The sequence below is a fragment of the Pseudomonas sp. 5Vm1k genome (assembly GCF_056161485.1).
Map to the genome: position 1 here is coordinate 445,049 of NZ_JBSPCZ010000001.1, position 13,803 is coordinate 458,851.

The window sequence follows — 13,803 nt, forward strand, 5'->3', positions numbered from 1 at the left end:
CCGTGGAACGACAACTGGACGCTTACTGCGAACACCTGCGCAGTGAGCGGCAGGTGTCGCCCCACACGCTGTACGCCTACCGTCGCGACCTCGACAAAGTGCTGGGCTGGTGCGTCAAACAAAACATCAGCAGTTGGGCCGCGCTCGATATTCAGCGCTTGCGCAGCCTGATCGCGCGCCTGCATTCACAAGGCCAATCGTCCCGCAGCCTGGCGCGTTTGTTGTCGGCGGTGCGCGGGCTCTATCACTACCTGAATCGCGAAGGCCTGTGCGATCACGACCCGGCCAACGGCCTGGCGCCGCCCAAGGGTGAACGGCGCCTGCCGAAAACCCTCGACACTGACCGCGCATTGCAACTGTTGGAAGGCGCGGTTGAGGATGACTTCCTGGCGCGTCGAGATCAGGCAATTCTGGAGCTGTTTTATTCCTCGGGCTTGCGGCTTTCGGAGCTGACCGGGCTGAATCTGGATCAACTCGATCTGGCCGACGGCATGGTTCAGGTGCTCGGCAAGGGCAGCAAGACCCGGCTGCTGCCAGTGGGCAAAAAAGCGCGTGAAGCGCTGGAACTGTGGCTGCCTATGCGCGCCATGACCAACCCGGCAGACGACGCGGTCTTCGTCAGCCAGCAAGGCCGGCGCCTCGGCCCACGGGCGATTCAGGTGCGGGTAAAAGCCGCCGGCGAACGCGAACTGGGACAAAACCTGCATCCGCACATGCTGCGGCACTCCTTCGCCAGCCACTTGCTGGAGTCCTCCCAGGACCTGCGCGCGGTGCAGGAACTGCTCGGCCACTCGGACATCAAGACCACCCAGATCTACACCCACCTGGATTTCCAGCACCTGGCAACGGTCTACGACAGCGCCCATCCGCGGGCCAAACGAATCAAAGGCGATGAGTCATGAGAATCCAGTTGATCACCTTCGACCTCGACGACACCCTGTGGGACACCGCCCCGGTGATCGTCAGCGCCGAAGCCACCTTGCGTGAATGGCTGACCGAGCACGCACCGAACCTGGGCGCGGTGCCGGTGGAGCATTTGTGGGCCATTCGTGAGCGGGTGCTGGGCAACGAACCGGGCCTCAAGCACCGCATCAGCGCCCTGCGCCGGCGCGTGCTATTCCATGCACTGGAAGAGGCTGGCTACGATCACGACCAGGCTTCGGACCTGGCGGATCAGAGCTTCGAAGTGTTTTTGCACGCCCGCCATCAGTTGCAAATTTTCCCGGAAGTGCAGCCGACCCTGGAGACCCTGGCCAACCACTACGCCCTCGGCGTGGTCACCAATGGCAACGCCGATGTCCGTCGTTTGGGCCTGGCGGATTACTTCAAATTTGCGTTGTGCGCCGAAGACATCGGCATCGCCAAACCCGATGCGCGCCTGTTTCATGAGGCATTGCAGCGTGGTGGTGCGACGGCCGAGACGGCGGCGCACATTGGTGATCATCCCGGCGATGACATCGCTGGCGCCCAACAGGCAGGCTTGCGCGCAATCTGGTTCAACCCGACGGGCAAGGCCTGGGAAGCGGATCGTTTGCCGGATGCGGAGATTCGTAGCCTGACCGATCTGCCGGCGCTTTTAGCCCGTTGGAACGCAGCCTCGGCCTGACACAAACCCCTGTGGGTGTGTAACACCCTGTGGGAGCGGGCTTGCTCGCGAAAGCGGTGGATCAGCCACCACAGCTGCTGAATGTGATGGCCTCTTCGCGGGCAAGCCTCGCTCCTACAGGGGACCTGTTTCGAACACAGACTTTGTGAACGCCAACAATCAAATGTGGGAGCGGGCTTGCTCGCGAAAGCGGAGTATCAGCCACCACATATGCTGAATACGGCGGCCCCTTCGCGGGCAAGCCTCGCTCCTGCAGGGGACCTGTTTCGAACACAGATTTTGTGAACGCCAACAATCAAATGTGGGAGCGGGCTTGCTCGCGAAGAGGCCCTATCCGTCAACATTGATATCGACTCACACACCGCTTTCGCGAGCAAGCCCGCTCCCACAGGGGTTGTGTTGCGCAGGCGACTTTTATTTTGCCCATGAAAAAGCCCGCAGCGACGGCGGGCTTTTTCAGCAAGCAAGTAGCAGGCGCTTAGATAGGCCGGCTGCCGTACTTGTTGTCAGGCTTCTTGGGCGGATCGGCGACCACATTGGCCTCCACTTCCTGCACCTTGCCACCTTTGGCCAGGAACTCTTCCATGGCCTTGGCCAGGGCGTCGCGTTCCTTGTTTTTGGCTTCGACGCTTGGCAGCTCATCGACTGACACAGCAGCCTTGGCCTTGCCTTTGGCGGTCGGAACCGGCGTATCACCGCCGTCGTCGTCAGCAACGTCTTCCGCTGCTGCTTCCAGGCCTTCTTCGGCCTCGTCTTCGTCGCCTACTTCGAGGTCGTCGTTTTCCAGATCATCGTCGCTCATGTTCTACCTCATGACTTGCGAAAAGCAGATTAGTTATAGCCCAGCTTCGCCATCTGTCGAAGGCCGCCGGAAAAAAATCAACAGCCGCTGGCAACCAGCGACTTATGCCCCTTCACCGTGCACGGTGGCGAGGACTTTACGGGCACCGCCAAAATCACGGTGCTCGCCCAGATAAACGCCTTGCCAGGTCCCCAACGCCAGTCGGCCTGCCGATATCGGCAAACTGAGCTGACAGCCAAGCACGCTGGCCTTGAAGTGCGCCGGGAGGTCGTCCAGGCCTTCGTCGTTATGCTCATAGCCGTCTGTTCCTTGTGGGATCAGACGATTGAAAAATCGTTCGAAGTCGCGACGTACCGCCGGATCGGCGTTTTCGTTGATGGTCAACGACGCCGAGGTATGCTGCAGCCACAAATGCAACAGACCGACCCGGCACGCCTTGAGTTCAGGCAAGCCGGCGAGTAACTCGTCCGTTACCAGATGAAAGCCCCGGGGCCTTGCCCGCAGGGTAATCAGAGTCTGTTGCCACATACAGTTCTCCGCACGTTCGGGGCGCATTCTAGCGCGCTCTGGGAAAAAACAAAGGCCCTAATATTCCTGCATTGCTGTAAGTTTTTCGCCTCAGAAAAACGCTCGCCGTAAACACGACATAAGCCGTAGGAAAAAACCTTTCAGCTACCTCCTTAATGACAAATCCCGGACAAAAAAATGCCCGGCAAGCCGGGCAAGTTTTTTTCGTGCGCGTCTTACAAGTTGTAGCCGCGTTCGTTGTGTTGTGCCAGATCGAGGCCAACCGCTTCTTCTTCGTCGGTGGCACGCAGACCCATGACGGCGTCCAGGACCTTGAGGATGATGAAGGTGACGATCGCGGTGTAGATCACCGTGAAGCCCACGCCTTTGGTTTGAATCCAGACTTGTGCGGCGATGTCGGTGACGGTGCCGAAGCCACCCAGGGACGGAGCAGCGAACACACCAGTGAGGATTGCGCCGAGGATACCGCCGATACCGTGCACGCCGAAGGCGTCCAGGGAGTCGTCATAGCCGAGTTTGCGTTTCAGGGTGGTGGCGCAGAAGAAGCACACCACGCCTGCCGCCAGACCGATGATCAGCGAGCCCATCGGGCCCACGGTGCCAGCAGCCGGTGTAATGGCGACCAGACCGGCGACCACACCAGACGCGATACCCAGTGCACTTGGTTTGCCGTGAGTGATCCACTCGGCGAACATCCAGCCCAGTGCAGCGGCAGCGGTTGCGATCTGGGTGACCAGCATCGCCATACCGGCAGTGCCGTTGGCCGCAGCAGCGGAACCGGCGTTGAAGCCAAACCAGCCAACCCACAGCATCGCCGCGCCCATCAGGGTGTAACCGAGGTTGTGCGGAGCCATCGGGGTGGTCGGGAAGCCTTTACGCTTGCCCAGCACCAGGCAGGCAATCAGACCCGCCACACCGGCGTTGATGTGAACCACGGTGCCGCCCGCGAAGTCGAGCACGCCCCAGTCGCCCAACAGCGAACCCGGACCGCTCCAGACCATGTGCGCGATTGGCGCGTAAACCAGGGTGAACCAGACGCCCATGAACACCAGCATCGCGGAGAACTTCATCCGCTCTGCGAACGCACCGACGATCAGCGCCGGGGTGATGATCGCAAAGGTCATCTGATAGGTAACAAACACTGCCTCAGGGAACAGCGCCGCCGGGCCAGTAATGCTGGCAGGCGTGATGCCTGCGAGGAAGGCCTTGGCAAAGCTGCCGACAAAGGAGTTGAGGTTGACGACGTTGGCTTCCATCCCCGTGGTATCGAACGCCATGCTGTAGCCATAAATGAACCACAGGATGGTGATCAGACCGGTAATGGCGAAGCACTGCATCATCACGGAAAGAATGTTTTTGGACCGAACCATGCCGCCGTAGAACAGCGCGAGGCCAGGAATGGTCATGAACAGCACAAGGGCAGTCGAGGTCAACATCCAGGCGGTATCGCCGGAATTGAGGACTGGAGGCGCCACCGGATCTGCCGCCAAAGCCAGGCCGGGCATTACGATGGACAACAGGGCTCCTAGCCCTGCGAATTTACGCAGAGTCATATTGTTTTCTCCTGGGGCGTTGGGTTTGTGGCGGCTTAGATTGCGTCGGTATCGGTTTCGCCGGTACGGATGCGAATCGCCTGTTCCAGATTGACCACGAAGATCTTGCCGTCACCGATCTTGCCGGTGTTGGCTGCCTTGGTTATCGCCTCGATAACCCGGTCAAGATCCTTGTCGTCAATGGCGACATCAATCTTCACCTTGGGCAGAAAATCGACCACGTACTCCGCGCCGCGATACAGCTCGGTGTGACCCTTCTGCCGACCGAAGCCTTTGACCTCAGTAACGGTAATGCCCTGCACGCCGATCTCGGACAACGACTCGCGTACATCGTCCAGTTTGAACGGCTTGATGATGGCAGTGACTAGCTTCATGAAAACTCTCTCCCGAATTGGTGGACTTGCCCCAGGAAAACAAACCCGACTCAAGTCTAAGCGCAGTGCCTGGCTTTGTAACGCATCGTCGGCCCAACCTGCCCGTCCGACGCCAGCTAACCACTCCGTGCGAAACTTCCCCGTTCCGCGTGGCGCACTGCATTCGTCACAGCGACTGCATCAGTGCATGGGTCACTAGCGACTAAGCAGAAAGCTTGCCATCTCGCCAAAACCTACTGAATTCAATCCTTTGGCCGCTGCTGCAAGCCACTTCCCACATCTGCCGATGACATTACGCACAACAACAGTGCGTTGCCGTCCGTCCGCCTGCGCGAAAAGCGTGCATCGCAGCCGTCGGATTTGACTATAGACACTGCGTGATACACTGCCCGCCATTGTTTCCAGGACCTTTCCCATGCTCGCGCCCAAAGACTTCCTCGACGCCCTGAGCGGCACCGCCTCCCGCCTCTTCAGCGGCGAAACCCCGCTGCCGAAAAGCGAAATCGAAAGCCAGTTCAAGGCTTTGCTGCAGAGCGGCTTCAGCAAACTGGATCTGGTAAGCCGGGAAGAGTTTGATAGCCAGATGGTCGTACTCGCCCGCACTCGAGCACGCTTGGAAAGCCTTGAGGCGAAGGTCGCGGAGCTGGAAGCAAAGCTCAACCCGCCGACCGAGTAACCCAGCTAAAGATGCGTTCCCCTGTAGGAGCAAGGCTTGCCCGCGAATGAGTCGCCTCGGTAAACCAGCCCTCCCACACTGTAAAGACCACCCCCCTGTAGGAGCTGCCGAAGGCTGCGATCTTTTGATCCTCAGCCCTGCAAACATCTCGGCAACGTCCTACAAAGATCACCACCGCCGTCCGATAGCGCCGTGAAATCCAGACTCCTAAGCTCACCTTCTGCTGAATGTTCAGCACTGGGTTTGGCGACCTGGAAGCTTAAGGCGTACGACGACCATCGACGGCGGGTTCACCTCCGCCACATCGAATCATGGCGGCTGTGCGTGGGAGACCTTCGGGTCTGCCGGGTTCCTTTTGCTCCGGTTCGCCAACCCGCGTACAGCTGCCACCCAATTGTTTGGCGACGATTGACGGCAGCCTCTTTAGCAAAAGGAGCTGTATCAATGAATAGCGATGACACATATCTAATTCCACACGTCTTCACCCGCCACAAACTCTACCTCCACGCCCTCCTCCTCGAGAACCAACCCTGGTTCAGCGCCCGTGACCAGGGCCGACTCCTGCGCCTGTTCCTCGACGAACGCGCCGTCCGCAAACTCGACCCCGACCAACATCAAACTGCGCAGATGCTCATCCACGGCACCGTCGAAAACACCCTGCTCATCAGCGAATCCGGCGTCTACGCCCTGTTGGTCTACCACTACTGCCCCGAATACCGAGGCCTGCGCGAATGGCTGACCCACGACGTGGTGCCAGCCCTCAGAGACGCCCAGCAACCGACCTCAACCGAACGCCCGATATTGAGCCTGCTGAATTGGCCAGAGATGTCACTGAGTTTGCTGCACTGGAATAACCAGCCGTGGATTCGGTTGCAGGATGTTCCGCATATGCTGCTGGAGGGTGAACAGCCACGGCGTGCGGTGAGTGCGCCTTGGTGGAAGCGTGCTTCGCGAGTGTTGCAATCGCTTTAAGAACAAACAGCACAATACAAACTGCAGGAGTATGTCTTCTGGCAGCATTAGCCCACTGCTAACGCTGCCATTTCCTACATCTGAGCACTTTTCATCTAAAGCCCTTCGATGATCTAAGTACGGTCCTACAGGACGCGGCTCCCGCGCCTGATTACGTGACCACACTCCAGCCCTCTATCTTCATCGCCCTGCTTCCGACAGAACACGAGCGATGAGAAGAAAAGGAAAGGCTACGGAACTCCGCGACCAAACTCATAAATCGAATGCACGAAAACTGGCGCACAAAACCTTCCTCATAAACTGTGTAGCCCAAAGTCTAGAGATAGATCCGTCAGTAATCAGGTTTGATCCTATTACCCCTGCTGCGATTGATGCCTCTCATCTGTGGACAGAAGCAGTACTGTATCCATGGGATAGCGTCCAGGACTGGAAGTGTAAGGATGCCAAGGGTTTCGATTTGGCGATCTGGCATGCACAGAAACTATGTGGCCTGTGCTATGCGACCCCAAGAAGAAGCACTGTCCGCATAAAGATCATCCTTTTACAGGGGCACCCGGATGAAACCCATCCACTTCGCGGCTGGGTCGCCCCAATGGCCTTATTGGCAACAGAATTTTATGCACGGATGCTGGGCTGCAAAGAGATAGAGATACAGGATCCTGACCCTAACGTTGTCTCTTACTATCAGGAGCTCGGATTCAATTTTGACGATACCAACCGCCTTGTCATTTACGTGGATGGCCAATAACATCAACTCATGATCAAGACACACGAGGTGTCTATGAACCAAAAAAAACGAAAAGCCAAGCTGTTGTTAGCTTATGAATTTCATACCGAGGCGCTCCGTTTAGCCGGTAACGTGTCTGCGAATCAACGGCGCTTTCTTGAAGTAGGCGCAGCTCGCGGCAAAGAACTTGAGCCTCCGGGCTTGCTTGCCGGTGTGAGAGCCTGAGCTTCGCTGCGCCGGGCAGAGTCCACGCTTGCCTGGCTGATCAAATTTGAATAGGCTTCCCGTCGTGGGTGTATCTGTTGAGGATACGCAGGCCTCGGCCTCACCGAAGCCTGCAAATAAAAAAACCGCCAACTCAAGGCGGTTTTTTTTCGCCTCCGATTCAGCTTTCGCCGACATCCTTCATCACTCTAGGCAACGTCCTACAACAACCTCATCCCGCGACTGATTACGTCCGCACTCCCCACGCCCTAAGCTTTCCCCACCAGAAAGACACTCGCAACATCCTGCGAAAGTTTGGCACCTGCGCCGCCGCACGACCCGGCTACCCTTCACAAACCGCAGGAAGCGGTTCCCGTGAAGCTCAAGGAACGACCATGTCCCTCTCCATCGTCCATAGCCGCGCCCAGATTGGTGTAGATGCGCCCGCCGTTACCGTCGAAGTCCATCTGGCCAACGGTCTGCCATCACTGACCATGGTCGGTTTGCCGGAGGCTGCGGTGAAAGAAAGCAAGGACCGGGTACGCAGCGCGATCATCAATTCGGGGCTGCAATTTCCGGCGCGGCGCATCACATTGAATCTCGCGCCTGCGGATTTGCCGAAGGACGGCGGACGGTTCGATCTGGCGATTGCCCTGGGGATTTTGTCCGCCAGCGTGCAGGTGCCGACGTTGACCCTGGATGACGTGGAGTGCCTTGGTGAATTGGCGTTATCCGGCGCGGTTCGGGCCGTTCGCGGTGTGCTCCCCGCAGCGCTGGCAGCACGCAAGGCCGGTCGGATACTGGTGGTGCCGCGAGAGAATGCCGAGGAGGCGTGCCTCGCGTCGGGGTTGAAGGTGATCGCGGTGGATCATTTGCTTCAAGCGGTTGCGCACTTCAACGGACACACACCGATTGAGCCCTACGTATCCAATGGCTTGCTGTACGCCAGCATGCCTTATCCCGATTTGAATGAGGTGCAGGGCCAAATGTCAGCCAAGCGTGCGCTGCTAATTGCGGCGGCAGGCGCGCATAACTTGTTGTTCAGCGGACCGCCCGGGACGGGGAAAACCCTGCTGGCGAGCCGATTGCCCGGGCTCTTGCCACCGCTGGCCGAGAATGAGGCACTGGAAGTAGCGGCGATTCAATCGGTCTCCAGTTGCGTGCCGCTGAGTCATTGGCCGCAACGACCGTTTCGCCAACCCCACCACTCAGCTTCCGGGCCTGCACTGGTCGGTGGCGGATCACGACCGCAACCCGGAGAAATCACCCTCGCCCACCACGGCGTGCTGTTCCTTGATGAACTGCCGGAGTTTGATCGCAAGGTCCTGGAAGTTTTAAGGGAGCCCATGGAGTCCGGGCACATCGTGATATCCCGCGCCAAGGACCGCGTGCGTTTCCCGGCACGCTTCCAACTGGTCGCAGCGATGAACCCGTGCCCCTGTGGATATCTTGGCGAACCCAGCGGCAAATGCAGTTGTACGCCGGACATGGTCCAGCGCTACCGCAACAAACTCTCCGGGCCGCTGCTGGATCGCATCGACCTGCACCTGACCGTCGCCCGGGAAGCCACGGCGTTGAATCCATTGCCCAAACCCGGCGACGACACAACCACCGCCGCAGCACTGGTTGCCGACGCAAGGGAGCGGCAACACAAACGCCAAGGCTGCGCCAACGCATTCCTGGATCTGCCGGGCCTGCGTCGGCACTGCAAGTTATCCACAGCCGATGAAAATTGGCTGGAATCCGCTTGTGAACGACTGACTTTGTCGCTGCGAGCGGCCCACCGACTGCTCAAGGTCGCTCGCACCTTGGCGGATCTTGAACAGGTCGACGGGATTACTCGCGAGCATCTGGCAGAGGCGTTGCAATATCGACCCACTTCAGCTTAACCGGTGGGCATCACCATAAATAATTCATACAGATCACTATCAGAGAGAGCGTCAGTAATACATGGAGTTACTAAGAAGTCATTGGATAAGATTCGTCTATTGCCTGATAAGCATTGCTATCGTATGGGCGGCGCTATTACAGCAGGAAATAGTTGTTGGCTCCCCGACGACCCTGAACAACTTTTCCTACATTGGCACTGTAATTACGATCGTCGCACTCATCATTTCAATATCCGAAGTTCTGCACACTGTTCGTTACTCACGCAGTATCAGTGCAGAAGCGGACAGAATACTTAAGGATGCAAAAGCCGTAGAGGGCGCCTCAGCCGTCAGTGAATGCATTGCGACGCTCAATGAAACAGCAGGTTATGTAGACACCGAAAACTATCCATTGGCGCTGAAGTGCTATCAGCATTTCAGGATTCTGTTTGCCAAAATACCCGGTACAGGTCAGGAGTTCGAGAGGATTGACACTATCCTTGGAGAAACTGAAATCAGTATCAGAAAAGGAGTTTTCGCGACAGCAAACTCTCCGCTCGAAAAGCCGGTCAGAATCCATCTTCACCACAATCTTGAAAACATCAAAGAAAACCTAGAAAAGGTTAACCCAGCCAGAGGGCGCCAATATGCTGCCGCCTAGATTTTTCGATTTCATCAAAGCACTCACCGCGAGAACCGAGCGGGGTGAATTTTCCTGGAGTTACGACGACAATAATTCGTTTGTGAAACTCAAGGAGAAGGAGTTTTCTCTTTCATTGCGTTACAGCTTCAACGCCGATGAGAAATACGCGGAGTACGTCATCTATTACATAGATTAGATCGGAAATAAGGAACATCGGTTTTATACCAACCAAACCTGAAATGACTTCGATTTCATCCGGCGTCTGTTCGATGCTGCACAAGCCTCAGAAATGAGACTTCCCTTTTAGCCTTTTGATGAGCAGTGAACACAGACTTCCACTGCTCATTTCGTAAGGCTGCTTACTCTTTGCTCAAATCCACCAACGGCGCCTGCCTGACCTCAGTCGCCCGCCCGCCCTGAATATCACTGACCCGCGTCAAAGCCTTATCCACAGCCCCTTTATCCGCCAGCAAGCTGTAGTGGATCTGGAACTGCTTCTGCTCTTTCACCCCAATCGTTGGCACCAATCCAAGCGGCCGCTGATACCGGCGGTTGTAGGAAAAACTCGTGCCCGGCTCCAGGCCGGTGACATAGCCCTGCCCTTGGGTATCGGTGTTTTTCCACAACGAGAACACTGGCAACTGCTGAGTATTAAACCCGACCGAAACCCCGAGGCTGCCCGCCTTGTTGTGCAATACGGTCAGCGTATCGCCCTTGGCATCGCCATACGGCACGACGTTGTAAACAGTCTCGTCGTAATCCTTGGTCGGTGCGCGGTAGGTCTGCCAGTCGGGCAGGTCGCCCTTGGCCTTGTCGTTGAATGGCGAAACCTGTTTCACCGGCGCGGCAAACCGGGCGCCCTGTTCCAGGAACGGGGTGCTGAAGTTGCTGTGGTACAGCGCTTGATATTCCTTCGGATAGTCGCCGTTGTTGGTCAGCGTATCGTTGAGGGCGAACGCGACGCTACCGGGTTCGGTGACCAGTTCGGTCTGCACCGAGAAGTCGACTTTCTTGAATGCCTGTTCCTTCAGCTCGCCGCGCAGGCTGATGGCGTAGGGTGGTTTGTCGTCGATGTGCAGGGTGACTTTGCTGGCCGGGATGTTGGCGGCGCGGCCGTGGAGGGTCAGCAGTTCGCCGTTGTCCATGCCCGGATGGCCGACCCATTCGTAACCGCAGCGGGCGACGAGTTCGTTGAAGCCTTCGAGCCAACCCAGGCCACCGCGACCGTTGAGTTCGATGAAGGACGGATTGACCACGTCCTTGACCGCCGAATCCCAACCCATGCGCACATTGCCTACAGACGCCTGTAGGACGTTCATCCCGCGGGTCGGCACCACCGAGAGTTTCATCTTGCCGTTATCGATGTCGACGATGCTGACGCCCTCCTGCCGACCGCCGTGCAGGGTGCGCAGGGTCACGGAGAAAGGTTGGTCGGTTTTCACGCCCAGTTGTTGGCTGGTGATCTGCCAGTTCTGCGCAGCTTTGTCGGTGTCGAGCAGGACGTAATCCCAGGCCATGGCGTGGGAGGCAGCGGACAGTGCGCTGAGGGCAACGATGAGTTTAAGCGGGGTCATGGCTGAAGCCTTTCTTGGAGTTGTGCCATTTTTATAGTCTTGCTGAAACGATTCATCAAGCTTAAAAATGGAGATATCGCAAGAAATGCTGCTGAGGGGTTGGGAGGGGGTTGATGCGAAGGAAGGGATTAGAACGAAAATCAGGGTGACCCCTTCGCGAGCAAGCCCGCTCCCACATTAGTTCAGCGGCGAACACAGGATTTGTGAACATCCGAGATCAAATGTGGGAGCGAGCCTGCTCGCGAAAGCTATTTCAGCGGCGTCTCAACGAAACCGGTCAACCTCATGCCGCAGGTCTGCCGCCAGCGATTCCAGTTCTTTGGCGGTGATGGCCAGATTGGAAACAACCTCCCGCTGCTCGCTGTTGGCCAGCGCAATGCTTTGCAGGTTGCTGCTGAGCAAGGTGGCCGTGCTGCTCTGCTCCTGAGTCGCGGTGGTGATCGCCGCAAACTGCTGGCCCGCCGAGCGGCTCTGCTCATCGATCCGCGCCAGTGCCGACGCGACGTTGGCGTTGCGCGACAAGCCTTCCTGCATCAACACATTGCCTTGTTCCATGGTGCTGATGGCGTTGCCGGTTTCCTGCTGGATGCTCTGGATCATGCCGGAAATTTCATCGGTCGCCTCACGAGTACGCGAAGCCAGGTTGCGCACCTCATCGGCCACCACCGCAAAACCACGGCCCTGCTCGCCGGCACGGGCGGCTTCGATGGCGGCGTTGAGCGCCAGCAGGTTGGTCTGATCGGCAATCGCGGTAATCACCCCGACAATGCCGCCGATTTCCTGGGAGCGCTGGCCAAGGGTGTTGATCACCGTCGCTGTGCTGTTCAGCGCACCGGCAATTTGCTCCAGGGAGGAGGACGCTTCCTGCATCGATGTACGACCGATCTGAGTTTGCTGTGCGTTTTCCTGCGCCATGCGCTGGGTATTGCTCATGTTGTCGGCGATGTTCAGGGACGTGGCGCTGAATTCTTCCACGGCGCCAGCCATGCTGGTGATTTCGCCAGACTGCTGCTCCATCCCTTCATAAGCACCGCCGGACAAACCAGACAAGGCTTGGGCACGGCTGTTGACCTCTACCGAAGCCTTGCGGATGTGCTCGACCATGGTCGACAGCGCTTGGCTCATCTGATTAAAGGCGCGGGCCAACTGACCGATTTCATCATTGCTCGACACGTTCAGGCGCACGCTCAAATCACCGGCGCCCAAGGCTTCGGCCTGACGCACCAGGTCGCCCAACGGCGCCAGTTTGCTGCGCAGCAACCAGACCGCCGAACCCACCGCGATCAACATCGCCAACAGACTGCCGATGGCCAGTTGAATGCCGACGCTCCAGGTCACGGCGCTGATTTCCGCTTTCGGCATGCTCGCTACCACCGACCAAGGCCCGCCTTCAAAGGGCACGGCCAGGCTGTAGAAGTCTTCCGATTTGTCGCTCCAGAACTCGCCTTTACCCGGTGTCTTCGCCAAAGCAGTGATGGTCGGGGCGGCTTTATCCAGTGCTTGCACGCCAGCAATCGGCACCAGCCATTTGCCCTGCTCATCCAGCAACGCCAAAGAGCCGGTCTTGCCGATGCGGAAGCGTTTCAAGTTCTCGAACTGCGCGTTCTGCGCGTCGGTGTAATCGAATCCTACGAACAGTACGGCAATCACCTTACCGCCCGAGTCCCTTACGGGGGTGTACTGAGTCATGTAGGAACGTTCGAACAACAAGGCGCGACCGACGTAGCTCTGCCCCGCGATCAAGCGTGCATAGGCTGGGTGAGCGTGGTCCAGCAAAGTGCCGATGGCCCGGGTACCGTCCTGTTTGCTCAGGGACGTGCTGACACGAACAAAGTCTTCGCCGCTGCGCACAAACAACGTGGCCACGCCGGCGGTCATTTGCTTGAACTCGTCGACTTCCTTGAAGTTGTTGTTCAACACTTCGCTGCCCAGGTGCAGGCCCGGGGTCTGCACGCCCGCCACCGTCACCGGCTCGTCCGGATGCACGCTGATGCCCGCGCTGAAGCGCTTCTCGAACAGACCACTCAGGCGCTGGGTGCTTTCGCGCAACGTGCCGTGGAACGTACTGAGCTGATCCGCCAGCAACCGCGCCTCACTGGCCAGGTGCTCTTCGCGGGTGGCGAGGTTGGCGGTGTCCAGCGAGCGCAGGGCGAACACAGTGCTGCCGCTGATGACAATCGCCAGAATCACGGCGAGCGCAAGACCAAGCTGTGAGGCAATCCGGGCACGGGGTTGAGACATGACAGCTCCTGGCCGAGCGACCGGATCCTCCTTGA

Annotated in this window: 14 protein-coding genes; 8 read left to right on the plus strand and 6 right to left on the minus strand. The window is 58.1% G+C overall.

Features of this window, described 5'->3' with window-relative positions:
• Positions 1 to 2: 2 nt before the first annotated feature.
• Together xerC and ACWIKB_RS02025 are read left to right on the plus strand one after the other, a co-directional pair.
• Positions 3 to 902 (plus strand): tyrosine recombinase XerC, encoded by a 900-nt coding sequence (gene xerC / locus ACWIKB_RS02020; protein WP_054048521.1) that lies wholly within the window; start codon positions 3 to 5, stop codon positions 900 to 902.
• Positions 899 to 1,606, plus strand: coding sequence for an HAD family hydrolase (locus tag ACWIKB_RS02025; RefSeq protein ID WP_475265111.1), 708 nt, complete (start codon positions 899 to 901; stop codon positions 1,604 to 1,606). The genes xerC and ACWIKB_RS02025 overlap by 4 nt, the downstream gene beginning before the upstream one ends.
• Before the next feature lie 478 nt (positions 1,607 to 2,084).
• Here the strand turns inward: ACWIKB_RS02025 and sutA are convergent, their stop codons facing one another.
• From sutA to glnK, 4 genes are all read right to left on the minus strand, one after another.
• Positions 2,085 to 2,408 carry a transcriptional regulator SutA gene (sutA, locus tag ACWIKB_RS02030; RefSeq protein ID WP_475265112.1) on the minus strand — a complete coding sequence of 108 codons (324 nt, stop codon included), beginning with the start codon at positions 2,406 to 2,408 and terminating at the stop codon, positions 2,085 to 2,087.
• Between the two features lie 102 nt (positions 2,409 to 2,510).
• Complete coding sequence (locus ACWIKB_RS02035) at positions 2,511 to 2,936, minus strand: secondary thiamine-phosphate synthase enzyme YjbQ (RefSeq protein WP_033060691.1); 426 nt, start codon at positions 2,934 to 2,936, stop codon at positions 2,511 to 2,513.
• A gap of 215 nt (positions 2,937 to 3,151) precedes the next feature.
• Complete coding sequence (locus tag ACWIKB_RS02040) at positions 3,152 to 4,489, minus strand: ammonium transporter (RefSeq protein ID WP_475265113.1); 1,338 nt, start codon at positions 4,487 to 4,489, stop codon at positions 3,152 to 3,154.
• A 35-nt stretch (positions 4,490 to 4,524) separates the two neighbouring features.
• Positions 4,525 to 4,863, minus strand: coding sequence for a P-II family nitrogen regulator (glnK, locus tag ACWIKB_RS02045; RefSeq protein WP_002555808.1), 339 nt, complete (start codon positions 4,861 to 4,863; stop codon positions 4,525 to 4,527).
• Between the two features lie 415 nt (positions 4,864 to 5,278).
• Here glnK and ACWIKB_RS02050 point away from each other — a divergent pair, with 415 nt between their 5' ends.
• The 6 genes from ACWIKB_RS02050 to ACWIKB_RS02075 all read left to right on the plus strand — a co-directional run bounded on the left by ACWIKB_RS02050 (position 5,279) and on the right by ACWIKB_RS02075 (position 9,971).
• On the plus strand, positions 5,279 to 5,539 hold the full coding sequence (locus ACWIKB_RS02050) for an accessory factor UbiK family protein (RefSeq protein WP_054048512.1): 261 nt from the start codon (positions 5,279 to 5,281) through the stop codon (positions 5,537 to 5,539).
• Between the two features lie 444 nt (positions 5,540 to 5,983).
• Positions 5,984 to 6,511, plus strand: coding sequence for a BRO-N domain-containing protein (locus ACWIKB_RS02055; protein ID WP_475265114.1), 528 nt, complete (start codon positions 5,984 to 5,986; stop codon positions 6,509 to 6,511).
• Positions 6,512 to 6,722: 211 nt separating this feature from the next.
• Positions 6,723 to 7,259 carry an N-acetyltransferase gene (locus tag ACWIKB_RS02060; protein WP_475265115.1) on the plus strand — a complete coding sequence of 179 codons (537 nt, stop codon included), beginning with the start codon at positions 6,723 to 6,725 and terminating at the stop codon, positions 7,257 to 7,259.
• Positions 7,260 to 7,292: 33 nt separating this feature from the next.
• The gene (locus ACWIKB_RS02065; protein WP_475265116.1) at positions 7,293 to 7,463 is read left to right on the plus strand and encodes a hypothetical protein; all 171 of its coding nucleotides are present in this window, start codon (positions 7,293 to 7,295) and stop codon (positions 7,461 to 7,463) included.
• Between the two features lie 374 nt (positions 7,464 to 7,837).
• Positions 7,838 to 9,331, plus strand: coding sequence for a YifB family Mg chelatase-like AAA ATPase (locus ACWIKB_RS02070; RefSeq protein WP_475265117.1), 1,494 nt, complete (start codon positions 7,838 to 7,840; stop codon positions 9,329 to 9,331).
• 61 nt (positions 9,332 to 9,392) lie between these two features.
• The gene (locus ACWIKB_RS02075) at positions 9,393 to 9,971 is read left to right on the plus strand and encodes a hypothetical protein (protein WP_475265118.1); all 579 of its coding nucleotides are present in this window, start codon (positions 9,393 to 9,395) and stop codon (positions 9,969 to 9,971) included.
• Positions 9,972 to 10,312: 341 nt separating this feature from the next.
• Here ACWIKB_RS02075 and ACWIKB_RS02080 read toward each other — a convergent pair whose 3' ends face one another.
• Both ACWIKB_RS02080 and ACWIKB_RS02085 read right to left on the minus strand, forming a co-directional pair.
• The gene (locus ACWIKB_RS02080; RefSeq protein WP_475265119.1) at positions 10,313 to 11,527 is read right to left on the minus strand and encodes an aldose 1-epimerase family protein; all 1,215 of its coding nucleotides are present in this window, start codon (positions 11,525 to 11,527) and stop codon (positions 10,313 to 10,315) included.
• A gap of 264 nt (positions 11,528 to 11,791) precedes the next feature.
• Positions 11,792 to 13,768 carry a methyl-accepting chemotaxis protein gene (locus ACWIKB_RS02085; protein ID WP_475265120.1) on the minus strand — a complete coding sequence of 659 codons (1,977 nt, stop codon included), beginning with the start codon at positions 13,766 to 13,768 and terminating at the stop codon, positions 11,792 to 11,794.
• Positions 13,769 to 13,803: the final 35 nt, after the last annotated feature.

Excerpts from the sequence above, each read along its gene's own strand:
- ACWIKB_RS02025 (WP_475265111.1), top strand. The coding sequence starts at position 899 with ATGAGAATCCAGTTGATCACCTTCGACCTCGACGACACCCTGTGGGAC.
- sutA (WP_475265112.1), bottom strand. The coding sequence starts at position 2,408 with ATGAGCGACGATGATCTGGAAAACGACGACCTCGAAGTAGGCGACGAA.
- ACWIKB_RS02035 (WP_033060691.1), bottom strand. The coding sequence starts at position 2,936 with ATGTGGCAACAGACTCTGATTACCCTGCGGGCAAGGCCCCGGGGCTTT.
- ACWIKB_RS02040 (WP_475265113.1), bottom strand. The coding sequence starts at position 4,489 with ATGACTCTGCGTAAATTCGCAGGGCTAGGAGCCCTGTTGTCCATCGTA.
- glnK (WP_002555808.1), bottom strand. The coding sequence starts at position 4,863 with ATGAAGCTAGTCACTGCCATCATCAAGCCGTTCAAACTGGACGATGTA.
- ACWIKB_RS02050 (WP_054048512.1), top strand. The coding sequence starts at position 5,279 with ATGCTCGCGCCCAAAGACTTCCTCGACGCCCTGAGCGGCACCGCCTCC.
- ACWIKB_RS02055 (WP_475265114.1), top strand. The coding sequence starts at position 5,984 with ATGAATAGCGATGACACATATCTAATTCCACACGTCTTCACCCGCCAC.
- ACWIKB_RS02060 (WP_475265115.1), top strand. The coding sequence starts at position 6,723 with ATGAGAAGAAAAGGAAAGGCTACGGAACTCCGCGACCAAACTCATAAA.
- ACWIKB_RS02065 (WP_475265116.1), top strand. The coding sequence starts at position 7,293 with ATGAACCAAAAAAAACGAAAAGCCAAGCTGTTGTTAGCTTATGAATTT.
- ACWIKB_RS02070 (WP_475265117.1), top strand. The coding sequence starts at position 7,838 with ATGTCCCTCTCCATCGTCCATAGCCGCGCCCAGATTGGTGTAGATGCG.
- ACWIKB_RS02075 (WP_475265118.1), top strand. The coding sequence starts at position 9,393 with ATGGAGTTACTAAGAAGTCATTGGATAAGATTCGTCTATTGCCTGATA.
- ACWIKB_RS02080 (WP_475265119.1), bottom strand. The coding sequence starts at position 11,527 with ATGACCCCGCTTAAACTCATCGTTGCCCTCAGCGCACTGTCCGCTGCC.
- ACWIKB_RS02085 (WP_475265120.1), bottom strand. The coding sequence starts at position 13,768 with ATGTCTCAACCCCGTGCCCGGATTGCCTCACAGCTTGGTCTTGCGCTC.